This is a genomic window from Streptomyces sp. NPDC046915 (genome assembly GCF_040644935.1).
GTDB lineage: Bacteria > Actinomycetota > Actinomycetes > Streptomycetales > Streptomycetaceae > Streptomyces.
Genome location: NZ_JBEYXB010000015.1, coordinates 146,405 through 168,635, shown reverse-complemented (window position 1 = coordinate 168,635; position 22,231 = coordinate 146,405). Strand labels below are relative to the sequence as shown.

Sequence of the window (22,231 nt, the reverse complement as noted above, 5' to 3'; positions counted from 1 at the left end):
GAAGGCAGTATCCGGTTCCCGAGAACCATTCCATCATGTAACCTGCACGAAATTTTGCACTCACGCAGAGGGCCAACGTCGTCCCTCGGCACTTTGCACATGCCACATGACGACGACGGGAGAGCCGATGCGTACGCCGCGCCAGCCGTCCCAGCATTCCGCGAATGGCCAGAACTGGTCGTTCATGGATGCTCGCCCTGCTGCGCAGGGTATGTACGACCCCCGCAACGAGCACGACGCCTGTGGCGTCGGCTTCGTGGCCACCCTCACCGGCGAGGCGAGCCACGCGCTGGTCGAGCAGGCGCTCACGGTTCTGCGCAACCTCGAGCACCGCGGCGCCACCGGCTCCGAGCCCGACTCCGGCGACGGCGCGGGCCTCCTCTCGCAGGTGCCGGACGCCTTCTTCCGTGAGGTGGCCGGATTCGACCTGCCCGCGGCGGGCTCGTACGCCGTCGGTATCGCCTTCCTCCCGGAGGAGGGCGCCGAGGACGCCGTCTCGCGGATCGAGACGATCGCGGCCGAGGAGAGCCTGACGGTCCTCGGCTGGCGCGAGGTCCCGGTCGCCCCCGAGCTGCTGGGCGCCACCGCCCGTTCGACCATGCCGTCCTTCCGGCAGGTCTTCGTCACCGACGGTGCCGGCGAGGGCATCGCGCTGGACCGCAAGGCCTTCGTGCTGCGCAAGCGCGCCGAGCGCGAGGTGGGCGTCTACTTCCCGTCGCTGTCCGCGCGGACCATCGTCTACAAGGGCATGCTGACCACCGGCCAGCTGGAGCCCTTCTTCCCGGACCTGTCCGACCGCCGCTTCGCGTCCGCGATCGCGCTCGTGCACTCCCGGTTCTCCACGAACACCTTCCCGTCGTGGCCGCTCGCGCACCCCTACCGCTTCGTCGCCCACAACGGTGAGATCAACACCGTCAAGGGCAACCGCAACTGGATGGTCGCCCGCGAGTCCCAGCTGGTCTCCGAGCTGTTCGGCCCGCAGGAGAAGCTCGACCGCGTCTTCCCGATCTGTACGCCCGACGCCTCCGACTCGGCGTCCTTCGACGAGGTGCTCGAACTCCTGCACCTGGGCGGGCGTTCGCTGCCGCACTCGGTGCTGATGATGATCCCGGAGGCGTGGGAGAACCACGACTCCATGGACGCGGCCCGCCGCGCCTTCTACGGCTTCCACTCCACGATGATGGAGCCCTGGGACGGCCCCGCCTGCGTCACCTTCACCGACGGCACCCAGGTCGGCGCCGTGCTCGACCGCAACGGCCTGCGCCCCGGCCGCTACTGGGTCACCGACGAGGGCCTCGTCGTCCTCGGCTCCGAGGTCGGCGTCCTCGACATCGACCCCGCCAAGGTCGTCCGCAAGGGCCGCCTCCAGCCCGGCCGCATGTTCCTCGTGGACACCGCCGAGCACCGCATCATCGAGGACGACGAGATCAAGGCGCAGCTCGCCGCCGAGTACCCGTACGCGGAGTGGCTCGAGGCCGGCGAGATCGAGCTGGGCGACCTGCCCGAGCGCGAGCACATCGTGCACACCCACGCCTCGGTCACCCGCCGCCAGCAGACCTTCGGCTACACCGAGGAGGAGCTGCGCGTACTCCTGGCGCCGATGGCCAAGGCCGGCGCCGAGCCGATCGGCTCCATGGGCACCGACTCGCCGATCGCCGCGCTGAGCGAGCGCCCTCGCCTGCTCTTCGACTACTTCACCCAGCTGTTCGCGCAGGTCACCAACCCGCCGCTGGACGCGATCCGGGAAGAACTCGTCACGAGTCTGCGCTCGTCGCTGGGCCCCGCGGGCAACCTGCTCGACCCGACCGCCGCGTCCTGCCGCTCCGTCGTGCTGCCCTTCCCGGTGATCGACAACGACGAGCTGGCCAAGCTCATCCACATCAACGCCGACGGCGACATGCCCGGCTTCAAGGCCGCGACCCTCTCCGGCCTGTTCCGGGTCTCCGGCGGCGGTGACGCCCTCGCCGCGCGCATCGAGGAGATCTGCGCCGAGGCCGACGCGGCCATCGACAACGGCGCCCGTCTGATCGTCCTGTCCGACCGGCACTCGGACGCCGAGCACGCGCCGATCCCGTCGCTGCTGCTCACCGCGGCCGTCCACCACCACCTCATCCGGACCAAGCAGCGCACCCACGTGGGCCTGCTGGTCGAGGCCGGTGACGTCCGCGAGGTCCACCACGTCGCCCTGCTGATCGGCTTCGGCGCCGCCGCCGTCAACCCGTACCTGGCGATGGAGTCCGTCGAGGACCTGGTCCGCGCGGGCACCTTCCTGCCGGGCATGGAGGCCGAGAAGGCCATCCGCAACCTGATCTACGCCCTCGGCAAGGGCGTCCTCAAGGTCATGTCCAAGATGGGCATCTCGACGGTCGCCTCCTACCGCGGCGCCCAGGTCTTCGAGGCCGTCGGTCTCGAAGAGGGCTTCGTGGAGAAGTACTTCAACGGCACCGCCTCCAAGATCGGTGGCGTCGGCATCGACGTCGTCGCCAAGGAGGTCGCCGCCCGCCACGCCAAGGCCTACCCCGCCTCCGGCATCGCTCCCGCGCACCGCGCGCTGGAGATCGGCGGCGAGTACCAGTGGCGCCGCGAGGGCGAGCCGCACCTGTTCGACCCGGAGACGGTCTTCCGCCTTCAGCACTCCACGCGCGCCAACCGCTACGACATCTTCAAGAAGTACACGGACCGTGTGAACGAGCAGTCCGAGCGGCTCATGACGCTCCGCGGCCTGTTCGGCTTCAAGTCCGGTCCCGAGGGCCGTCCGCCGATCTCCATCGACGAGGTCGAGCCGGTCTCCGAGATCGTCAAGCGGTTCTCCACCGGCGCCATGTCGTACGGCTCCATCTCGCGCGAGGCCCACGAGACCCTCGCCATCGCCATGAACCAGCTGGGCGGCAAGTCCAACACCGGTGAGGGCGGCGAGGATCCGGACCGTCTGTACGACCCGGCGCGGCGCAGCGCGATCAAGCAGGTCGCCTCCGGCCGCTTCGGTGTGACCTCCGAGTACCTGGTCAACGCGGACGACATCCAGATCAAGATGGCCCAGGGCGCCAAGCCCGGCGAGGGCGGCCAGCTGCCCGGCCACAAGGTCTACCCGTGGGTCGCCAAGACCCGGCACTCGACCCCGGGCGTCGGCCTGATCTCCCCGCCGCCGCACCACGACATCTACTCCATCGAGGACCTGGCCCAGCTGATCCACGACCTGAAGAACGCGAACCCGCAGGCGCGGATTCACGTCAAGCTGGTCTCCGAGGTCGGCGTCGGCACGGTCGCCGCGGGTGTGTCGAAGGCGCACGCGGACGTGGTGCTGATCTCCGGCCACGACGGTGGTACGGGTGCCTCCCCGCTGACCTCGCTGAAGCACGCGGGCGGCCCCTGGGAGCTCGGCCTGGCCGAGACCCAGCAGACGCTGCTGCTCAACGGCCTGCGCGACCGCATCGTCGTGCAGACCGACGGCCAGCTGAAGACCGGCCGTGACGTGGTCATCGCCGCGCTGCTCGGCGCCGAGGAGTTCGGTTTCGCGACCGCCCCGCTCGTCGTCTCCGGCTGCATCATGATGCGCGTCTGCCACCTGGACACCTGCCCGGTCGGCGTCGCCACCCAGAACCCGGTGCTGCGCGAGCGCTTCACCGGCAAGGCCGAGTACGTGGTGAACTTCTTCCAGTTCATCGCCGAGGAGGTCCGCGAGATCCTCGCCGAGCTGGGCTTCCGCTCCATCGAGGAGGCCGTCGGCCACGCGGAGACGCTCGACGTCACCCGTGCCGTCGACCACTGGAAGGCGCAGGGCCTGGACCTGGAGCCGCTGTTCCACGTGCCCGAGCTGGCCGAGGGCGCGCTGCGCCACCAGGTGGTCGCCCAGGACCACGGCCTGGAGAAGGCGCTGGACAACGAGCTGATCAAGCTCGCCGCCGACGCGCTGGCCGCCGACTCGGCGACCGACGCCCAGCCGGTGCGCGCCCAGGTCACCATCCGCAACATCAACCGCACGGTCGGCACCATGCTCGGCCACGAGGTGACGAAGAAGTTCGGCGGTGCCGGTCTGCCCGACGACACCATCGACATCACCTTCACCGGCTCCGCCGGCCAGTCCTTCGGCGCCTTCCTGCCGCGCGGTGTCACGCTGCGCCTGGAGGGCGACGCCAACGACTACGTCGGCAAGGGCCTCTCCGGCGGCCGGGTCGTCGTCCGCCCGGACCGGGGCGCCGACCACCTCGCCGAGTACTCGACGATCGCGGGCAACACCATCGCGTACGGCGCGACCGGCGGTGAGCTGTTCCTGCGCGGCCGTACCGGTGAGCGGTTCTGCGTCCGCAACTCCGGCGCGCTGGTCGTCTCGGAGGGCGTGGGCGACCACGGCTGCGAGTACATGACCGGCGGTCACGCGGTGGTCCTCGGCGAGACGGGCCGCAACTTCGCGGCCGGCATGTCCGGTGGTGTCGCCTACGTGATCGACCTCGACCGCGACAACGTCAATGCCGGGAACCTCGAATCGGTCCACGAGCTCGACGACGCCGACAAGCAGTGGCTGCACGATGTCGTGCGCCGCCACGCCGAGGAGACCGGCTCGACGGTCGCCGAGAAGCTGCTGGCCGACTGGGACCAGGCCGCGGCTCGCTTCACCAAGATCATTCCCAGCACGTACAAGGCAGTGCTCGCCGCCAAGGACGCCGCCGAGCGAGCCGGTCTCACCGAGACCGAGACCCACGAGAAGATGATGGAGGCGGCGATCAATGGCTGACCCCAAGGGCTTCCTGAACCACGGCCGTGAGGTCGCCAAGACCCGCCCCGTCGATGAGCGCGTCAAGGACTGGAACGAGGTCTACGTTCCCGGTTCCCTGCTGCCGATCATCAGCAAGCAGGCCAGCCGGTGCATGGACTGCGGCATCCCGTTCTGCCACAACGGCTGCCCGCTGGGGAACCTGATCCCCGAGTGGAACGACTACGCCTACCGCGAGGACTGGGGCGCCGCCTCCGAGCGCCTGCACGCGACCAACAACTTCCCGGAGTTCACCGGTCGCCTCTGCCCGGCCCCCTGCGAGTCGGCGTGCGTGCTGGGCATCAACCAGCCGCCGGTCACGATCAAGAACGTCGAGGTCTCGATCATCGACAAGGCGTGGGAGACCGGGGACGTCGCCCCGCAGATCCCCGAGCGTCTGTCCGGCAAGACCGTCGCCGTCATCGGCTCGGGCCCGGCCGGCCTGGCCGCCGCCCAGCAGCTCACGCGGGCGGGCCACACGGTCGCGGTGTACGAGCGCGCGGACCGCATCGGCGGCCTGCTGCGCTACGGCATCCCCGAGTTCAAGATGGAGAAGCGGCACATCAACCGCCGCATCGAGCAGATGCGCGCGGAGGGCACCCGCTTCCGTACGGGCATCGAGATCGGCCGCGACCTCAAGGCCACCGACCTGAAGAAGCGGTACGACGCGGTGGTGCTGGCGGTCGGCGCGACGACCTCCCGTGACCTGCCCGTGCCCGGCCGCGAGCTCAAGGGCATCTACCAGGCCATGGAGTACCTGCCCCTGGCCAACAAGGTGCAGGAGGGCGACTACGTGGCGCCCCCGATCTCGGCCGAGGGCAAGCACGTCGTCGTCATCGGCGGCGGTGACACCGGCGCGGACTGCGTGGGCACCGCCCACCGCCAGGGCGCGGCCTCCGTCACCCAGCTGGAGATCATGCCCCGCCCGAACGACGAGCGGCACCCGACGAACCAGCCCTGGCCGACCTTCCCGATCCTCTACAAGGTCACCTCGGCCCACGAGGAGGGCGGCGAGCGCATCTACTCGGCGTCCACCACCCACTTCGAGGGCGACGAGGACGGCAACGTGCAGTGGCTGCACCTGGCCGAGGTCGAGTTCGTCGACGGCAAGCTGACCCAGAAGCCGGGCACCGAGCGCAAGGTCCCGGCCCAGCTGGTCACCCTCGCCATGGGCTTCACCGGCACCGACCGTGAGAACGGCCTGGTCGAGCAGTTCGGCCTGGACCTCGACGAGCGGGGCAACATCGCCCGCGACGCCGCCTTCCAGACCAATGTGCCGGGCGTGTTCGTCGCCGGTGACGCCGGCCGCGGCCAGTCCCTCATCGTCTGGGCCATCGCGGAGGGCCGCTCGGCCGCCCGCGGCGTCGACCGCTTCCTCACCGGCGCGAGCGACCTGCCGGCCCCGATCCGCCCGACGGACCGTGCGCTGATGGTCTGACGGCCACGGGGAGACACCCCAAGAGACGTCCCGTACAAAGGCGTACGGAACACAGACGGCGCCTGCCCAGTCCCCGACCGGACCCGGGCAGGCGCCGCCGCCTTTCTCAGGTCAGTGCGGAGACTTTCGCCCAGGCCAGCACCAGCAGCAGCGCCAGCAACCCCACGCACACCCCCGCCTGTACCAGCGTCCGCCGGCCGTCACGGGGCGCGTACGCGTACGCCAGCGTCACCACGCCGCCCGCCAGCAGGCCGCCGAGGTGGCCCTGCCAGGAGGTGAGGCCGGCGGAGATCAGCAGCCACAGCAGCAGACCGCCCATGAACCGGTTGACGGTGTCCATGTCGGAGCCGAGGCGGCGGGCCATGACGTAGTAGGCGGCACCGAGCCCGAAGATCGCGCCGGACGCGCCGACGACGAGATCGTGCGGGGCGATCAGCAGGACCAGGACCGAGCCGCCGAGCGCGGACAGCAGATACAGGGCGAGGTAGCGGACGCGGCCCAGTTGCCCCTCCACGACCCGGCCGATGTTCCACAGCGCGGCCATGTTCATCAGGATGTGCAGGATCCCGAACGTGCCGTCCGTGGGCGGGCTGTGCAGGAACGCGCCGGTCAGCAGGCGGTACCACTCGCCGTGCGCGACACCCTCCGGGAGATAGCCCGCCGGCACGGTGCCCAGCATCCCGAACCGGCCCACGACCGACGGCCGCACCAGCTCCGCCAGGTACGCGAGCACGTTCAGCCCGATGAGCACGTACGTCACCAGCGGCACGGCCGCGATCCGGCCGCCGAACGCCGTTCGCGCCTGGCGCACCGACCTGGCGCCCTCCTTCACGCACTCCACGCACTGGTGGCCGACCGCGGCCTCCCGCATGCAGGCGGGGCAGATGTAGCGGTCGCAGCGGGTGCAGCGGACGTGGGACTCCACCTTGGGGTGGCGGTAGCAGGTGGTGACGGCGGGCGCGGCGGCATCGGGGGACGCGCCGGACTCGGGGGACTGGGTGGACTCGGCGGACTCGGGCGCCACGGCCGGCTCCTCGGGAAGGTTGGGGACGGATGAGCCGGTGGGGACGGCGGCGATCAAAATAGCGAACGATGCGGCCGGGATGGGAAGGTGGGGCCATGGTTGCGATCAGTCTCAGCAAGGTGGAGCAGACCGCGCCCGCGCTGGTCAGCCTGTACAAGAGCGCCGGGGCGTCCCTCGCCCGGCACGGGCTGGACGGGCAGCGGGCCGCCGTCTACCTCGTGGTCGACTACTCCGGTTCGATGAAGCCGTACTACGCCGACGGCAGCGTGCAGGCCCTCGCCGACCGCGTGCTGGGCCTGTCCGCCCACCTCGACGACGACGGCCGGGTGCCGGTGGTGTTCTTCTCGACCGACATCGACGCCGTCTCCGACATCTCCCTGGCCGACCACCAGGGCCGGGTCGAGCGGATCGCCGCCGGACTCGGGCACATGGGGAAGACCAGCTACCACCTGGCGATGGACGCCGTCATCGACCACTACCTCGACAGCGGCTCCCGCCACCCCGCCCTCGTCGTCTTCCAGACCGACGGCGGCCCGATCAACAAGCTCGCCGCCGAGCGGTACCTGTGCAAGGCGGCGAAGCTGCCCATGTTCTGGCAGTTCATAGGCTTCGGCGATCCGGGCAGCAAGCAGTTCCAGTTCCTGCGCAAACTCGACGAGCTGGCGGTGCCGCAGAAACGGGCCGTCGACAACGCCGGCTTCTTCCACGCGGGCGCGGACCCGCGGACCGTGCCCGACACGGAGCTGTACGACCGCATGGTGGGCGAGTTCCCCAAGTGGCTGGTGGCCGCGCGGGCCGCGGGAATCGTACCGGGCTGACGGAGGCTCACCCGCGACCGTCACTTCCGGCCGTCACTCCCGGCTGTCACCCCCGGCCGTCCTCCCCGCCGAGCACCAGGTCCCGGCACTCGTCCGGGCCGCCCCAGGCGGTGCGCAGGGCCCGGGCGCGGGTCAGCCAGAGGGACAGGTCGTACTCCGCCGTGTAGCCGATGGCGCCGTGCAGCTGGAGCGCAGCACGGGCCGTGGTGTACGCGGCCTCGCACGCGCTCAGTTTGGCGGCGGCCACGTCCGCCGGGTCCATCGTCAGGGCGGCGCCGAAGAGCAGGGGGCGGGCGAACTCCAGGGCGATCTTCGCGTCGGCCAGCCGGTGCTTCACCGCCTGGAAGGAGCCTATGGGGGCGCCGAACTGGGTGCGTTGCCTGACGTAGCGGACGGTTCTGTCCAGGAGCGCGAGGCCGACGCCGAGTGCCTGCGCGGCGGTGGCCAGCCGGGCCCAGGTGACGGCCCGCGCCAACGGCGGGTCCGGGGTGAGGAGTTCGCCGCCCGGGGCGAGGGCGGTGAGGCGGCGCGCGGGGTCCAGGCAGGCGCGGACCGGGCCGGGGCCGGGGGACAGGTGCAGGCCCTCGGGGGAGAGGGCGAGGTGGAGGGTCGCCGCGTCACCGTCCAGGGCGTACTCCGTGACGGCGACCGTGGCCATCGTCTCGCCCGCGACGAGCGGGGGCAGGAACCGCTTGGCCAGGCCCGGCTCGGCGAGCAGCACGGCGGCCGCCACTGTCTCCGCCAGCGGGCCGGGCACCGCGTGCCTGCCCAACTCCACGAAGGCGACCGCCAGTTCCACGGGCAGGGGGCCCGTCCCGTCGTACGCCTCCGCGACCGCCAGCCCGAACACCCCCGCCTCCGCGACACGGGCCCACAGCGCGCGTCCGCCCGTGTGGTCGCCGCGGCCCCAGTCCCGGATCGCCGACGGGGTGTCGGCCGCCGTCAGCATCGCGTGCAGCGAGTCGGCGAGGGCGCGCTGCTCGGTGTCGAGGAGGAAGCGCATCAGCGGCGTCCCTTCGGCAGGCCGAGCAGGCGCTCGGCGACGATGTCCCGCTGGATCTCGTTCGTGCCCGCGTAGATGGGGCCGGCGAGCGCGAACACATACCCCTCCGACCAGGCGGAGTCCGCCGCCTCGCCCTCGGCGCCGAGGAGGTCCAGGGCGGTCTCGTGCAGCGCCAGGTCGTACTCGGACCAGAAGACCTTGTTCAGGCTGGACTCCGGGCCGAGGGTGTCGCCGTCGAGGAAGCGGGAGGCGGCCGCGTAGGTGAACAGCTGATAGGCGCGGGCTCCTATGAGGGCGTCGGCCACGCGGGCGCGTGCGGAGTGCGGACCGCCCTGTTCCCGCCACAGGGCGTGCAGCCGGTCGGCGGCGGCGAGGAAGCGGCCCGGGGAGCGCAGGGTGAGGCCGCGTTCGTTGCCCGCCGCCGACATCGCGATCCGCCAGCCCTGGCCGGGCTCGCCGATGACGTCCGCGTCCGGCACGAACACCTCGTCCAGGAACACCTCGGCGAAGGCCGGCTTGCCGTCCAGGCGGCCGATCGGGCGGACCGTGACGCCGGGCGCGCGCAGGTCGAACATGAGGTAGGTCAGGCCCTGGTGGGGTTTCGGCGTGTCGGGGTCGCTGCGGAACAGGCCGAAGGCCCGGTCGGCGAACGCGGCCCGCGACGACCAGGTCTTCTGCCCGCTGAGCAGCCAGCCCCCGTCGGTTCGTACCGCCCTGGAGGTGAGCGAGGCCAGATCCGAGCCCGCCTCCGGCTCCGACCACGCCTGCGCCCAGACCACCTCGCCGGTCGCCATGGGCGGCAGCACGCGCGCCCGCTGCTCCGCCGTGCCGTGGTCGAAGAGGGTCGGTGCGAGCAGGCTGATCCCGTTCTGGCCGACCCGGCCCGGCGCGCCGGACGCCCAGTACTCCTCCTCGAAGACCAGCCACCGGACCAGGCCGCAATCCCGCCCGCCGTACTCCGCCGGCCAGTTGACGACCGACCAGCGGTCCGCGGCCAGTTCGGCCTCCCACGCGCGGTGGGCCGCGAAGCCCTCCGCCGTCTCCAGGGACGGCAGCGGGCCGGCGGGCACATGCGCCCCGAGCCAGGCACGGGCCTCGGCGCGGAACCGCTCGTCGGCCGGAGCGAGGGTGAGGTCCACGATCGGGTCACCGTCCTTCCCTAACAAGTGTTTGGTAGGTTAGCGTGGCCCTATGACAGGCGTCGAGAGCCCGGCCCATGTGCCCGGGCACGGGCTGCTGGAGGGGCGCACCGCCGTCGTCACCGCGGCGGCCGGAGCCGGGATCGGTGGGGCGACCGCACGCCGCTTCCTGGAGGAGGGCGCACGCGTCCTGATCAGCGACGCGCACACCCGCCGGCTGAAGGAGTACGAGGCCGGGCTGAGCCGGGAGTTCCCGGGAGCGGTGACGGCCGTACCCTGCGACGTCACCGACGAGGCACAGGTGCGGGCCCTGTTCGACACCGCCGTGCGGGAACACGGGCAGCTGGACGTCGTCGTCAACAACGCCGGGCTCGGCGGGACCTCGCACCTCGTCGACATGACCGACGAGCAGTGGTCCCGCGTGCTGGACGTGACGCTGAACGGCACCTTCCGGTGCACCCGGGCGGCCCTGCGCGCCATGCGGGAGACCGGGAGCGGCGTGATCGTCAACAACGCCTCCGTGGTCGGCTGGCGCGCCCAGGCCGGGCAGGCGCACTACGCCGCCGCGAAGGCCGGGGTGATGGCGCTGACCCGGTGCGCGGCGATCGAGGCGGCCGAGTACGGGGTGCGGGTCAACGCGGTCGCGCCGAGCCTCGCCATGCATCCGCACCTGGTGAAGGTGACGACGCCCGAACTGCTGGAGGAACTGACCGCGCGCGAGGCCTTCGGGCGGTACGCGGAGCCCTGGGAGGTGGCCAACGTGATCGTGTTCCTGGCGTCCGGCTACTCCTCGTACATGACCGGGGAGGTCGTCGCCGTGAGCAGCCAGCATGCCTAGGTCCTGTCGGCCCAGGACCACAATGGACCCGTGCCGACCAAGAAGAAGCCCCAGGTGACCGCCGCGAGCAAGCCCGCGGCCGCCGCCGCTCACGATCGCCGCCGCGAACTCCTCGGCACCGCCGCCGAGGTCTTCGCCGAGCAGGGCTACAACGCCACCACCGTCCGCAAGATCGCCGACCACGCGGGCATGCTCGCGGGCAGCCTCTACTACCACTTCGACTCCAAGGAATCGATGCTGGAGGAGATCCTGCGGACCTTCCTCGACGAACTCTGGGGCGGCTACGACACCGTCCTGGCCGCCCGACTCGGCCCGCGCGAGACGCTCGAGGCGCTCGTCACCGAGTCCTTCCGGGAGATCGACCGGCACCGCGCCGCCGTCGCGATCTACCAGAAGGAGAGCAAGCAACTGGTCGCGCAGGAACGGTTCACGTTCCTCGCCGAATCGCAGCGCAAGTTCGAGAAGGCGTGGCTGTCCACCCTGGAACGCGGGGTCGCCGCGCACGTCTTCCGGGCCGACCTCGACGTCCGGCTCACCTACCGGTTCGTCCGCGACACCGTGTGGGTCGCCGCGTCCTGGTACCGGCCCGGCGGACAGCACAGCCCGGAGGAGATCGCCCGGCAGTACCTGTCGATGGTGCTGGACGGGATCGCCGTACGCGAATAGCCCTTATCCGCGAGGGAGTTGTCATGGCCGAGGCCTACATCGTCGAAGCGGTCCGCACGCCTGTCGGGCGGCGCCGGGGAGGACTGAGCGCGGTCCACCCGGCCGACCTGGGCGCACATGTGCTGAAGGAGCTCGTCGCCCGCTCGGGGGTGGACCCGGCCGCCGTCGAGGACGTCGTCTTCGGCTGCCTGGACGCGGTGGGCCCGCAGGCGGGGGACATCGCCCGGACCTGCTGGCTGGCGGCCGGACTGCCCGAGGAGGTGCCGGGCGTGACCGTCGACCGGCAGTGCGGCTCCTCGCAGCAGGCCCTGCACTTCGCCGCGCAGGCCGTGCTCTCCGGCACCCAGGACCTGGTGGTCGCGGGCGGCGTGCAGAACATGTCGCAGATCCCGATCGCCTTCGCCACCCGGCTGGCCGCCGAGCCCCTCGGCTTCACCGAGGGCCCCTTCGCGGGCAGCGAGGGCTGGCGCGCCCGCTACGGCAGCCGGCCGGTGAACCAGTTCGCCGGCGCCGAGATGATCGCCGCGAAGTGGGGGATCAGCCGCCAGGACCAGGAGGAGTTCGCCCTGCGCTCGCACGGCCGGGCGGTACGGGCCATCGACGAGAGCCGCTTCGACCGGGAGACCGTGCCCTACGGCGACGTCACCGTGGACGAGGGCCCGCGCCGGGACACCTCCCTGGAGAAGATGGCCGCGCTCAAGCCGGTCATCGACGGCGGCACCGTCACCGCCGCCTGCTCCTCCCAGGTCTCCGACGGCGCCGCGGCCCTGCTGCTGGCCTCGGAGCGGGCCGTACGGGAACACGGGCTGCGCCCGCGCGCCCGCGTGCACCACCTCTCCGTACGCGGCGAGGACCCCATCCGCATGCTCACCGCGCCCATCCCGGCCACCGCGCACGCCCTGAAGAAGACCGGCCTGACCCTCGACGACATCGACCTCGTCGAGATCAACGAGGCCTTCGCCCCCGTCGTCCTGGCCTGGCTGAAGGAGACCGGCGCGGACCCGGACAAGGTCAACGTCAACGGCGGGGCCATCGCCCTCGGCCATCCGCTCGGCGCGACCGGAGCCAGGCTGATGACGACCCTGCTCCACGAACTGGAGCGCACCGGCGGCCGGTTCGGACTCCAAACCATGTGCGAGGGCGGCGGCCAGGCCAACGTGACGATCATCGAACGCCTGTGAGGAGGGAGCCGATCATCGAAAGGCTGTGAGCTTTCCTCGTACCTCCTCCGCCTCCTTCATGATCCGCTCCACCAGCTCCGCGCACGACGGCAGGTCGTCGATCACCCCGGCGACCTGCCCGGACGCCATCACCCCGAGGTCCGTACGCCCGTCCACCATCGCGGACCTGAGCAGCATCGGCGTGTTCGCGGCGAGCAGCACCTGACTCCAGGACAGCTCCTTGCCGTGCTTCAGAGCGAGACCGTCCCGCACCATCCGCCGCCAGGTCAGCCCCGACAGCCGCCGGAACCCCGCCGCCCGCCGGACGGCGTGCAGCAGCGCGCGCGTGCGGCCCGACCGCTCCAGGGCGTCCACCAGGTCGGTGCGCAGCATGCGGTGCGGCAGACCGTCCACGGCCGTGGTCACGGTGACGTCCCGGACGGTGGCCGCGAGGTATCTGGCCTTGACCGCGTCCGGCACCGTCGAGTCCGAGGTGAGCAGGAACCGCGTGCCCATCGCGATCCCCGCCGCCCCGTAGGCCAGCGCCGCGACCAGTCCCCGCCCGTCGAAGAAGCCGCCCGCCGCCACGACGGGTATCCGCACCGCGTCCACCACCTGCGGCAGCAGCACGGTGGTCGCCACCTCGCCGGTGTGCCCGCCGCCCTCGCCGCCCTGCACGATCACCGCGTCCGCGCCCCAGGCCGCCACCTTCTCCGCGTGCCGCCGCGCCCCGACGGACGGGATCACGACCACGCCCGCCTCCTTCAGCTCCGCGATCAGCTCCCGGGAGGGCGCCAGAGCGAAGGACGCCACCCTGACCCCCTCGTCGATGATCAGACGGACCCGGTCCCCGGCGTCGCCCGCGTCCGCCCGGAGGTTCACCCCGAACGGCGCGTCCGTGCGTGCGGCGACCTCGCGTATCGCCGCGCGCAACTGGTCGAGGGTCATCGTCGCGGAGGCCAGGACGCCCAGCGCGCCCGCGTTCGCCGCCGCCGAGACCAGACGCGGGCCCGCCACCCAGCCCATCCCCGTCTGCACGACCGGATGCCGGACCCCGGCCAGCCGGGTGAGCGCGGTCCGCATCAGCCCCTCACCCCCTCGGGGACCTCGCGGGCGCGGGCGCCGCCCGGGTCGAGCACCTCGCGGATCAGCCGCAGCTCCTCGGCCGTCGGCTCCCGGGTCGCCGGCACCTCCTCCGGTATCGCGAGCGTGAAGCCCGTCGCCTCCGCCACCCGCGCCACGGTCACTCCCGGGTGCAGTGAGGCGAGCCGCATCGAGTGGTCGGGCGTCGCGAAGTCGAACACGCCCAGGTCGGAGACGACCCGCGGGATGCGGTGGTACCCGGCCGTGCCCGGATACCGGGCGGCCCGGTCGTACCCCACCCCGCACACCATGTCGACCCGCTCCACGAAGACCCGCCGGGAGTGCCTCGGGATCCAGTAACTCGTCGGGTTGTTCAGTGTGTTGAGCGGCGCGCCACGCACGCCGAGCAGCTGCCGCCGGGGTCTCGCCCAGTCCCCGATGCACGAGATGTTCTGGTTGCCGAAGCGGTCGATCTGGCTGGCCCCCATCATCACGTGCCGCCGCCCGCCGGCCACCAGCGTCAGATGCTGCCGGTAGGGCAGCCAGCCCTCGGCCGTCCCGTCCGGCCGGACCAGCAGCGCCTCGCCGTCGGTCAGCAGCAGGTCCGGCGCGAAGGTGAGCCGGGCCAGCCGCGCGCCCAGCGACGGGATCAGGCCCATGGGGCTCGCCAGGATCTCGCCGGCGCCGCGCCAGGCGTCGGCGCAGGCGATCACGCAGTACTCGGCGCGAGTGGGCCCCGTCATCGCCGCCCCTCCTGCCACGCCCGCACCGCCGACCGGTACGCCTGCTCGTCCCCGCCGAGGAACCGCTCGGCGAACTCCGGCCAGGGCGCGGTCGTGTACTCCTTCTGGAAGTCCTCGTCCCGCTCGTAGTCGGGGGCGCACGAGGTGAAGTGGGCGCCGTTCGGCGCCTCGACGACACCGGTCACCACATGCCGCTTGACCAGCAGCGACTGCGGTGCCGCCGCCTTCGTCAGCTCGGCCGTGTCCACGATCCGCTCGCACGAGACGTAGGCCGCGTCCGCCGCCTCGCAGAACAGGTCGTCGAAGTACGGATCCGGACCCAGATACTGCCCGTTGCCCAGCCGGTCCGCGCGGTTGACATGGACCAGGGCGGCGTCCAGCCGCAGCGCGGGCATCGCCACGAACGTCTCCCCGTCCTCGTACGGCGACGCGACCGTCCGCAGGCCGGGGTTCACCCGCATCACGTCCGAACCGATCCCGGCCCGCACCGGCAGGAAGGGCAGCCGGTTCGCCGCCGCGGTGAGCCCCCACATGAACATCCCCTCGTCCACCTCCATCAGCTCGAAGGCCCCCCGCTCGCGCGCCGCCCGGTAGTGCGGTTCGAGCGGGACGGAGTCGAGCGTGACGAAGGCGGCCACCAGCTTGCGGATCCGGCCCGCGGCGGCCAGCATCCCGACGTCCGGGCCGCCGTACGAGACGACGGTGAGGTCACCGATCCCGGACCGCAGCAGGGCTCTGACCAGGGCCATCGGCTTGCGCCTGGACCCCCAGCCGCCGATGCCGAGGGTCATGCCGCTCGCCAGCCGTGAGACGGCCTCGTCGGCGGTCATCGTCTTGTCCCTCACCTACGCACCCTCCTTCCCGAACGTGTCGCGGACCCGGTCGGCCACCCCGCTCATGGCCGCCTCGAAGGTGAAGCCCTGCTCGAAGCGGTAGCTGCGGCGCACGTCGACCGGATCGATCCCGTTGATGGCGGCCTTCGCCAGGCGCAGCAACCGCCCGTCCTTGGCGGCGATCTCCCGCGCCAGCTCCAGCGCGGCCGAGTGCAGTTCGTCGCGGGGTACGACCCGCCACACCGAGCCGTGGGCGTGCAGCTCGGCCGCGCTCGCCGTGCGCGAGGTGTAGTACAGCGTCCGCATCAGATGCGGTGGGACCAGGCGGGCCAGATGGGTGGCCGCGCCCAGCGCACCCCGGTCCAGCTCGGGCAGCCCGAAGACGGCGTCCTCGCTCGCCACGATCGCGTCCGCGTTGCCCACCAGGCCTATCCCGCCGCCCAGGCAGAAGCCGTGCACCGCCGCCACCACCGGGGTCTCGCACTCGTACACCGCCGCGAAGGCCTCCGCGCAGCCCTGGTTGGCGCCGAGCAGGGCGTCGTTCCCGCCCGCCTGTATCTCCTTGATGTCCACGCCCGCGTTGAAGCCCCGGCCCTGCGCGGTCAGCACCACGCACCGGGTCTCGGGATCGCGGCCCGCCGCGCGCACCGCTTCCGCCAGTGCGAACCAGCCGCGCACCGGCAGCGCGTTCACCGGCGGGAAGTCGACCGTGACGACGGCGATTCCATCTTTTTCCGGCCCCTTTTCCGGGGACGAGGTGGAGACACCCATGGACGCATCAGCTACCTTCGCACTCAACGCCTTTCCACCAAACATTTGTTAGGTGAGGTCTCGAAGTTAGCAGTCGGCTCCGACAAGCGGGAGGCCCTGTGGATAACTCACTGCGCGGTCGAACCGTCGTCGTCACGGGCGGCACACGGGGCGTCGGGGCCGGGATCGTCCGGGCCTTCGCCGAGGCCGGTGCCCAGGTGCTGACCTGTGCCCGCCGACCACCCGAACAACCCCTCGACGGCGTCGGATTCACCCCCCTCGACCTCCGCGACCCACCCGCCGTGCGCGCCTTCTTCGACGCCCTGCCCCGCCTCGACGTGCTCGTCAACAACGCCGGCGGCACCCCCTACCGGCGGCTCGCCGACGCGGACGCCGAGCGGCACGCCCGGGTGATCGAACTGAACCTCGTCACGCCGCTGACCGCTTCCCTCGCCGCGTACGAACACCTCAGGAGGAGCCGGGGCTCGGTGGTGATGATCGGCAGCGTCAGCGGCAGCCGTCCTTCGCCGGGCTCCGCCGCGTACGGCGCGGCCAAGGCGGGACTGGAGAACCTGGCCGGGTCCATGGCGGTGGAATGGGCGCCGGAGGTCCGGGTCAACATGCTGGTCGTCGGCATGGTCCGCACCGAGCTGGCCCATCTCCACTACGGCGGCCAGGACGGCATCGACGCCGTCTCCCGCACCGTCCCGCTCGGCCGCCTCGCCGCCCCGTCCGACGTCGGCGCCGCCGCCGTCTTCCTCGCCTCCGACGCGGCCGCCTACATCAGCGGGGCGAGCCTCCTCGTGCACGGGGGCGGAGAACGGCCGGCCTTCCTGGACGCGGCAACCGCCAACAAGGAGGACTGAGATGAGCGGAATCTGCATGGGCCGGGTCGTCGTCGTCACCGGCGCCGGGCGCGGACTCGGCCGGGCCCACGCGCTCGCCTTCGCCGCCGAGGGCGCCCGGGTCGTCGTCAACGACCTCGGCGTCGGCCTCGACGGCCTGCCGGGTCCGGACAGTCCCGCCGGGGCCGTCGTGGACGAGATCCGGGCGGCCGGCGGCGAGGCGGTGGCGCACGCCGGCGACATCGCGACGGCCGCCGGGGCCGCCTCGCTGATCAGGACCGCGGTCGATACGTACGGCTGTCTCGACACCCTCGTCAACAACGCCGGTTTCCTGCGTGACCGCATGCTGGTCAACCTCGACGAGGACGACTGGGACGCCGTCCTCCGCGTCCACCTCAAAGGTCACTTCCTGCCCCTGAAGCACGCCGCCGCGCACTGGCGGGCCGAGGCCAAGGCGGGGCGCACACCGGTCGCCCGGATCGTCAACACCGGTAGCGGCGCCGGACTGCTGGGCTCGGTCGGGCAGGGCAACTACAGCGCCGCCAAGGCCGGGATCGTCGGGCTGACCCTGGTCGCGGCGGCCGAGCTGCGCCGGTACGGGGTCCAGGTGAACGCGATCGCCCCGGCCGCCCGCACCCGTATGACGGAACACACCTTCGCCGAGACCATGGCCGCGCCCGGCTCAGGCTTCGACGCGATGGCCCCCGGCAACGTCTCCCCGCTGGTGGTCTGGCTGGGCTCCGCCGCGAGCGTCGGCGTGACCGGCCGGGTCTTCGAGGCGGAGGGCGGCCGGATCACCGTCATGGAGGGCTGGCGGCCGGGCCCCACCGCCGACAGAGGGGCGCGGTGGACTCCGGCCGAGGCGGGGGAGACGGCGCTGAAACTGCTGGCGGAGGCGGAGGTTCCGGGGGCGGTCTACGGGGTGTAGGGGAGTCGGCCGGAGAGCCGGGCGGAGAACCGGGCGACGGCCGGGCACCGAGGATGACCGGGCGCCGCGTGACCCTACGTGTCGCACTCCAGCACCGTCCGGCACAGCGAACACCTCGCCCGCACCCGCCCCCGCACCGGCACCCGGATCCGCTGGTGGCAGGTCGGGCAGGGGAAGGAGACACGCAGACGACCGCCGACGTCGGGGGAGAAGGTGTAGCCGATGCCCGGCTGGGGCCCCGGGGCATGGCGGCGGTCGCGGGCGTAGCGGCGGCGCCCCGCCCAGCCCGCTCCGGTCAGCGGCGGCTGCTGCTCGTCCCGGCGGGCCTCGGCCATGCCCTTGGCGTACGCCGTGTAGGCCTGCGGGCTGGTGAACCACACCGAGGGGTCCTCGTGGAAGACCAGGGCGCGCTTGGCCAGCACGTAGCCGAACTCCTCCGGGGTGAGGTAGCCCAGCTTCTGGGAGGACACGGCGTCCTCCCGGTAGGCGTCCAGCAGCAGCCACCCGGCGCCCAGGTACGTCGTCGCCGTGTCGGTGAGGATCTCGTTCTCCCGGGTGCCGGGGAAGGACAGGTCCAGACGGTGCAGATAGACGTGCATCACCTCGTGGGCGAGGGCCGCGCCGATGTCCCGCCGGTGATTGCGGAAGCGGTCGTTCAGCTCCACGAAGTACTCGGGGCCCGCCGCGAGTTCGACGTTCGCCGCGTGCGTCATCTCGCGGAAGCTCACCACCAGGCGGGCGTCCGGCAACCGGAAGTGCCGCACCATCTCGCGGGCCACCCGCTGCGCGCCCAGGTAGAGGTCGTCGGTGTCGCAGAAGGCCACGTCGGCGGGGGCCAGGCTGGTGGCGAAGGTCTGGATCGTGTCGTAGGAGAGGCGCTTGTACAGCGCGGTGATGGAGGCCCGCACCGTCTCCAGATGTGGGTAGCCGTGCTCGACCGGTCCGCCGTTCGCCACGTCCGTACCCCCAAAGACGTTCGGGCCTCCTCTCCACTCTATGCGGCAGGCTGCGGCGGGGCGCCCAGACGCACGGCGCACGCACCCGGCTCGGTCCCCTCCAGCTCCAGCACCCACACCTCGTTCTCCCCCTCCCGCAGCACCGGGCCGGGGACGTACAGCGAGCGCTGGGGGCCCACGGACCAGTAGCGGCCCAGACCGAAGCCGTTGATCCAGACGAACCCGCGGGTCCAGCCCGGCAGTTCCAGCCGCGCGTCGCCGGCACCGCGGACCGTGACGGTGCCCCGGTACAGCCCCGGGGTGCCGTCGCCGGGCAGCGCGCCGAGGGGCACCCGGCCGGCCCCGTCGTCGAGGGTGTCCAGCCGCAGCCCACGCGCGCGTACGCCGTGCAGATACTGCCGCTCGTGCAGGATGCCCCCGGTCACGCCCTTGGGCTCGCCGCTGCGGGGCCCGTAGTTGACCCGGCCGAGCGACTCCACCCACACCTCCACGCGCGCGGGCCCGGCGACGGGCTTCTCCAGCACGGGCTCATCCTCGGTGAGCACCCCGGCCCGCTCCCCGTCGACGTACACCACCGCCAGGTCTCGCAGGCCGCGCAGCGTGAGCGGGTACGGCTGCCGCGGGCCGGGCACGGTCACCTCGTAGCGGACCAGCCCCCGGTCGACGTCGAGCTCCTCGAACGTGGGCGGGACACCACCGACGCTCTCCGGCCCGCCGAGCGTGTCCAGCACCTCCCCCAAGGACGCCCAACCGGACAGCCCCACCTCTGCCGGAGCACCCAACGGCGCGGGCGGCCCGGGAAGTTCGGGCAGCGGGTCCGGGTGGTGGGCGGCGAGGACCTCGCGGAAGGCCCAGAACTTCGCCGTGGGGCGCCCGTACTCGTCGATCGGCGCGTCGTAGTCGTACGACGTCACGTCCGGCTCCAGCGGCCCCTCGTGCATGTCGCCGCCGCCGCGGTTGGCGCCCGCCCAGCCGGCGAAGCTGGTGCCGCCGTGCGCCATGTACAGGTTGACCGAGGCACCGCACTCGAGGATCTCCCGCAGGCTCCGCGCCGCGTCCCCGGCGTCCCGTACCACGTGCTCGCCGCCCCAGCGGTCGAACCAGCCGCACCAGAACTCCATGCACATCAGCGGCCCCGAGGGACGGTGCCGGCGCAGCGTCGCGAAGGCCTCGCGCGCGTGGGAGCCGAAGTTCACCGTCGCCAGGACGCCCGGCACCGAGCCGCCGGAGAGCATGTGGTCCTCGGGCCCGTCCGAGGTGCACAGCGGCACCGTCACGCCCTCGGCGCGCAGCAGGTCGGTCAGGTGCCGCAGGTAGACCTCGTCGGAGCCGTAGCTGCCGTACTCGTTCTCGACCTGCACCATGATCACCGGTCCGCCGCGGTCCAGCTGCCGCGGCACGATCTCGTGCAGCAGATGGTGGAACCAGTGGTCCACATGGGCCAGGCAGCGCTCGTCACGGGTACGCGCGCGCGTGCCCAGCTCGCCCGTCAGCCAGTGCGGCAGCCCGCCGTTCTCCCACTCGCCGCAGATGTACGGCCCCGGCCGGACGATCGCCCACAGGCCGGCCTCCCGCACCGCGTCCAGGAAGCGGCCCAGCGCCTGCACGTCCCGGAAGGTACCGGGGTTCGGCTCGTGCAGGTTCCACGGGACGTACGTCTCCACGCAGTTGAGGCCCATCGCCCGCAGCAGCGCCAGCCGGTGCCGCCAGTGCTCCTCGTGCACCCGGAAGTAGTGCAGCGCCCCGGACAGCAGCCGCACCGGCCGCCCGTCCAGCAGGAAATCCGTGTCCCCCACAGTGAACTCGCTCATGCGCCCACCCTCGCCCCTGGCGGCGATCCACGCCATGGACAAAGATCGGCTCTACTTGGACGGAAACGACGACGGAAACGACGACGGAAACGACGGCGAAGACGCCGGGAACGACACAGGACACCGGAAACGACGCCGGGAGCTACGCGGGGGAGGAGCGCGCGGCCATGTACCACACCTGGATGCGGTACTTCAGCCCCAGCCCGGTCCACCACCGCCTCGGCCTCGTCTGCCTCGGCGTCGGCCTCCAGTACGGCGCCCTGCCCGCCGTCGGACCGCGCACCCTCGACCACCACGTCGCCGTCGTGATCAGCGCCGGCGGCGGCTGGTACCGCGCCCCCGACGGACGCCGCACCACCGTCACCGCGCCGGCGCTGCTGTGGCTCACGCCCGGCGTGCCGCACCACTACGGGCCCGACCCGGCGACCGGCTGGGACGAGGGATTCGTCGACTTCACCGGGCCCGCCACCACCACCTACACCGAACTCGGCTACATCGAACCCGAGCGGCCCGTGGTGCCCCTCGCGGACGCCGCCGGCCCGCGCGCCGTCATCGGCCGCATCGCCCGCGCCTCCCGCCGCGACAACCCCCTGCTGGAGGTCGAGACCGCCGCCGCCGTGCACGAACTCCTCGTCGTCCTGCGCCGCGCCCGCGCCGGCCTCGCCCCCGACGGCGACGACGTCCTCCAGGCCCTCGCCCGGGACGCCTGCACCCCGATGACCGTCGCCGAGCACGCCGACCGGCACGGCATGACCCCCGCCGAACTGCGCGCCGCCGTCCGCCGCGGCGCCGGATGCAGCCCCAAGGACTACCTGCTCGGCATCCGCCTGGGCCGCGCCAAGGAACTCCTGGCGGCCACCGACCTCCCCGTGGCCGCCGTGGCCCGCCGCGTCGGCTACGACGACCCGGCCTACTTCTCCCGCCTGTTCGCCCGCCGCGTCGGCCTCGCCCCCGTCCGCTTCCGCGCCCAGCAGGGCCGCGCCGCCCCCGGTGGCTGGAACGACCGGCCCCCCGACGGTCCACCGGCGAACGACAGCGCGCGCCCCTTAGGGTTGACGCCCATGACCACCAGCAACACCGGTACCGGTGCCGTCGACCCGTCCGTCCGCGAGGAACTCGAGCGGCTGCGCGACAGCATCGACAACATCGACGCGGCCGTCGTGCACATGCTCGCCGAACGTTTCAAGGCCACCCAGCAGGTGGGCCGGCTCAAGGCCGTCCACCAGCTGCCACCGGCCGACCCGGCCCGCGAGGCCCGGCAGATCGCCCGGCTGCGCAGCCTCGCCGAGAACGCCAAGCTCGACCCGGCGTTCGCGGAGAAATTCCTGAACTTCATCATCGCCGAGGTGATCAGGCACCACGAACGCATCGCCGAGGACACCGTCAACCACCAGGCATCCGACGTCGGCTGACCGCCGGCGGGCGCACCCGGCCGGGCCGTCCCCG

At 72.2% G+C, this 22,231-nt stretch carries 18 protein-coding genes and 1 pseudogene; 10 read left to right on the top strand and 9 right to left on the bottom strand.

The genetic code is table 11. The features are described 5' to 3' along the window. Positions 1-127: 127 nt before the first annotated feature. Both gltB and ABZ915_RS33220 read left to right on the top strand, forming a co-directional pair. Positions 128-4,732: a glutamate synthase large subunit gene (gltB, locus tag ABZ915_RS33225; protein WP_361810919.1), complete on the top strand. Its 4,605-nt coding sequence runs from the start codon at positions 128-130 to the stop codon at positions 4,730-4,732. Then, positions 4,725-6,188 (top strand): glutamate synthase subunit beta, encoded by a 1,464-nt coding sequence (locus tag ABZ915_RS33220; protein ID WP_361810917.1) that lies wholly within the window; start codon positions 4,725-4,727, stop codon positions 6,186-6,188. Before gltB ends, ABZ915_RS33220 begins: the two co-directional genes overlap by 8 nt. Positions 6,189-6,294: 106 nt before the next feature. On the opposite strand, the gene ABZ915_RS33215 is transcribed toward ABZ915_RS33220, so the two are convergent. Further along, entirely contained in the window at positions 6,295-7,113 is an 819-nt protein-coding gene (locus tag ABZ915_RS33215; protein ID WP_361811069.1) for a rhomboid family intramembrane serine protease, read from the bottom strand. A 194-nt stretch (positions 7,114-7,307) separates the two neighbouring features. Between ABZ915_RS33215 and ABZ915_RS33210 the strand changes: the two genes are divergently transcribed. Then, positions 7,308-8,030, top strand: a complete 723-nt coding sequence (locus ABZ915_RS33210) for a VWA domain-containing protein (protein WP_361810915.1) — start codon at positions 7,308-7,310, stop codon at positions 8,028-8,030. A 46-nt stretch (positions 8,031-8,076) separates the two neighbouring features. Here the strand turns inward: ABZ915_RS33210 and ABZ915_RS33205 are convergent, their stop codons facing one another. Continuing rightward, positions 8,077-9,033 (bottom strand): acyl-CoA dehydrogenase family protein, encoded by a 957-nt coding sequence (locus tag ABZ915_RS33205; protein ID WP_361810913.1) that lies wholly within the window; start codon positions 9,031-9,033, stop codon positions 8,077-8,079. After that, complete coding sequence (locus tag ABZ915_RS33200; RefSeq protein ID WP_361810911.1) at positions 9,033-10,172, bottom strand: acyl-CoA dehydrogenase family protein; 1,140 nt, start codon at positions 10,170-10,172, stop codon at positions 9,033-9,035. Before ABZ915_RS33200 ends, ABZ915_RS33205 begins: the two co-directional genes overlap by 1 nt. 52 nt (positions 10,173-10,224) lie before the next feature. On the opposite strand from ABZ915_RS33200, the gene ABZ915_RS33195 reads away from it, so the two are divergent. Genes ABZ915_RS33195 through ABZ915_RS33185 form a run of 3 tightly spaced genes read left to right on the top strand, consistent with a single transcriptional unit; the run spans position 10,225 to position 12,857 of the window. Beyond that, positions 10,225-11,010, top strand: a complete 786-nt coding sequence (locus ABZ915_RS33195; RefSeq protein WP_361810909.1) for an SDR family oxidoreductase — start codon at positions 10,225-10,227, stop codon at positions 11,008-11,010. A 30-nt stretch (positions 11,011-11,040) separates the two neighbouring features. Continuing rightward, positions 11,041-11,676 carry a TetR/AcrR family transcriptional regulator gene (locus ABZ915_RS33190; RefSeq protein WP_361810907.1) on the top strand — a complete coding sequence of 212 codons (636 nt, stop codon included), beginning with the start codon at positions 11,041-11,043 and terminating at the stop codon, positions 11,674-11,676. 23 nt (positions 11,677-11,699) lie between these two features. Continuing rightward, positions 11,700-12,857 (top strand): acetyl-CoA C-acetyltransferase, encoded by a 1,158-nt coding sequence (locus ABZ915_RS33185; protein ID WP_361810905.1) that lies wholly within the window; start codon positions 11,700-11,702, stop codon positions 12,855-12,857. Positions 12,858-12,869: 12 nt separating this feature from the next. Here ABZ915_RS33185 and ABZ915_RS33180 read toward each other — a convergent pair whose 3' ends face one another. From ABZ915_RS33180 to ABZ915_RS33165, 4 genes are read right to left on the bottom strand one after another with little or no spacing between them, the layout of a single operon-like run. Beyond that, entirely contained in the window at positions 12,870-13,919 is a 1,050-nt protein-coding gene (locus ABZ915_RS33180) for a nitronate monooxygenase (RefSeq protein ID WP_361810903.1), read from the bottom strand. After that, the gene (locus tag ABZ915_RS33175) at positions 13,919-14,662 is read right to left on the bottom strand and encodes a CoA-transferase (protein WP_361810901.1); all 744 of its coding nucleotides are present in this window, start codon (positions 14,660-14,662) and stop codon (positions 13,919-13,921) included. Before ABZ915_RS33175 ends, ABZ915_RS33180 begins: the two co-directional genes overlap by 1 nt. Next, a complete protein-coding gene (locus ABZ915_RS33170) occupies positions 14,659-15,507 on the bottom strand; it encodes a CoA-transferase (RefSeq protein WP_361810899.1) in 849 nt (282 codons plus the stop codon). Before ABZ915_RS33170 ends, ABZ915_RS33175 begins: the two co-directional genes overlap by 4 nt. Beyond that, positions 15,508-16,266 carry an enoyl-CoA hydratase family protein gene (locus ABZ915_RS33165; RefSeq protein WP_361810897.1) on the bottom strand — a complete coding sequence of 253 codons (759 nt, stop codon included), beginning with the start codon at positions 16,264-16,266 and terminating at the stop codon, positions 15,508-15,510. Positions 16,267-16,364: 98 nt separating this feature from the next. On the opposite strand from ABZ915_RS33165, the gene ABZ915_RS33160 reads away from it, so the two are divergent. Continuing rightward, positions 16,365-17,111, top strand: coding sequence for an SDR family oxidoreductase (locus ABZ915_RS33160; RefSeq protein WP_361810895.1), 747 nt, complete (start codon positions 16,365-16,367; stop codon positions 17,109-17,111). A gap of 1 nt (position 17,112) precedes the next feature. After that, positions 17,113-18,018 carry an SDR family oxidoreductase gene (locus ABZ915_RS33155; RefSeq protein ID WP_361810893.1) on the top strand — a complete coding sequence of 302 codons (906 nt, stop codon included), beginning with the start codon at positions 17,113-17,115 and terminating at the stop codon, positions 18,016-18,018. 74 nt (positions 18,019-18,092) lie between these two features. Here ABZ915_RS33155 and ABZ915_RS33150 read toward each other — a convergent pair whose 3' ends face one another. Together ABZ915_RS33150 and ABZ915_RS33145 are read right to left on the bottom strand one after the other, a co-directional pair. Further along, positions 18,093-18,974: a hypothetical protein gene (locus tag ABZ915_RS33150; RefSeq protein ID WP_361810891.1), complete on the bottom strand. Its 882-nt coding sequence runs from the start codon at positions 18,972-18,974 to the stop codon at positions 18,093-18,095. Between the two features lie 38 nt (positions 18,975-19,012). Then, entirely contained in the window at positions 19,013-20,785 is a 1,773-nt protein-coding gene (locus tag ABZ915_RS33145) for a beta-galactosidase family protein (protein ID WP_361810889.1), read from the bottom strand. A 167-nt stretch (positions 20,786-20,952) separates the two neighbouring features. Here ABZ915_RS33145 and ABZ915_RS33140 point away from each other — a divergent pair. Then, positions 20,953-21,810 (top strand): annotated as a pseudogene (locus ABZ915_RS33140) (AraC family transcriptional regulator); the annotation flags it as partial. Between the two features lie 36 nt (positions 21,811-21,846). Continuing rightward, positions 21,847-22,197 carry a chorismate mutase gene (locus tag ABZ915_RS33135; RefSeq protein ID WP_361811067.1) on the top strand — a complete coding sequence of 117 codons (351 nt, stop codon included), beginning with the start codon at positions 21,847-21,849 and terminating at the stop codon, positions 22,195-22,197. Positions 22,198-22,231 lie beyond the last annotated feature (34 nt).

Coding starts and splice junctions, on each gene's coding strand:
- ABZ915_RS33135 (WP_361811067.1), top strand. CDS start 21,847: ATGACCACCAGCAACACCGGTACCGGTGCCGTCGACCCGTCCGTCCGC.
- ABZ915_RS33210 (WP_361810915.1), top strand. CDS start 7,308: ATGGTTGCGATCAGTCTCAGCAAGGTGGAGCAGACCGCGCCCGCGCTG.
- ABZ915_RS33195 (WP_361810909.1), top strand. CDS start 10,225: ATGACAGGCGTCGAGAGCCCGGCCCATGTGCCCGGGCACGGGCTGCTG.
- gltB (WP_361810919.1), top strand. CDS start 128: ATGCGTACGCCGCGCCAGCCGTCCCAGCATTCCGCGAATGGCCAGAAC.
- ABZ915_RS33165 (WP_361810897.1), bottom strand. CDS start 16,266: ATGGGTGTCTCCACCTCGTCCCCGGAAAAGGGGCCGGAAAAAGATGGA.
- ABZ915_RS33205 (WP_361810913.1), bottom strand. CDS start 9,033: ATGCGCTTCCTCCTCGACACCGAGCAGCGCGCCCTCGCCGACTCGCTG.
- ABZ915_RS33175 (WP_361810901.1), bottom strand. CDS start 14,662: ATGACGGGGCCCACTCGCGCCGAGTACTGCGTGATCGCCTGCGCCGAC.
- ABZ915_RS33185 (WP_361810905.1), top strand. CDS start 11,700: ATGGCCGAGGCCTACATCGTCGAAGCGGTCCGCACGCCTGTCGGGCGG.
- ABZ915_RS33180 (WP_361810903.1), bottom strand. CDS start 13,919: ATGCGGACCGCGCTCACCCGGCTGGCCGGGGTCCGGCATCCGGTCGTG.
- ABZ915_RS33155 (WP_361810893.1), top strand. CDS start 17,113: ATGAGCGGAATCTGCATGGGCCGGGTCGTCGTCGTCACCGGCGCCGGG.
- ABZ915_RS33145 (WP_361810889.1), bottom strand. CDS start 20,785: ATGAGCGAGTTCACTGTGGGGGACACGGATTTCCTGCTGGACGGGCGG.
- ABZ915_RS33220 (WP_361810917.1), top strand. CDS start 4,725: ATGGCTGACCCCAAGGGCTTCCTGAACCACGGCCGTGAGGTCGCCAAG.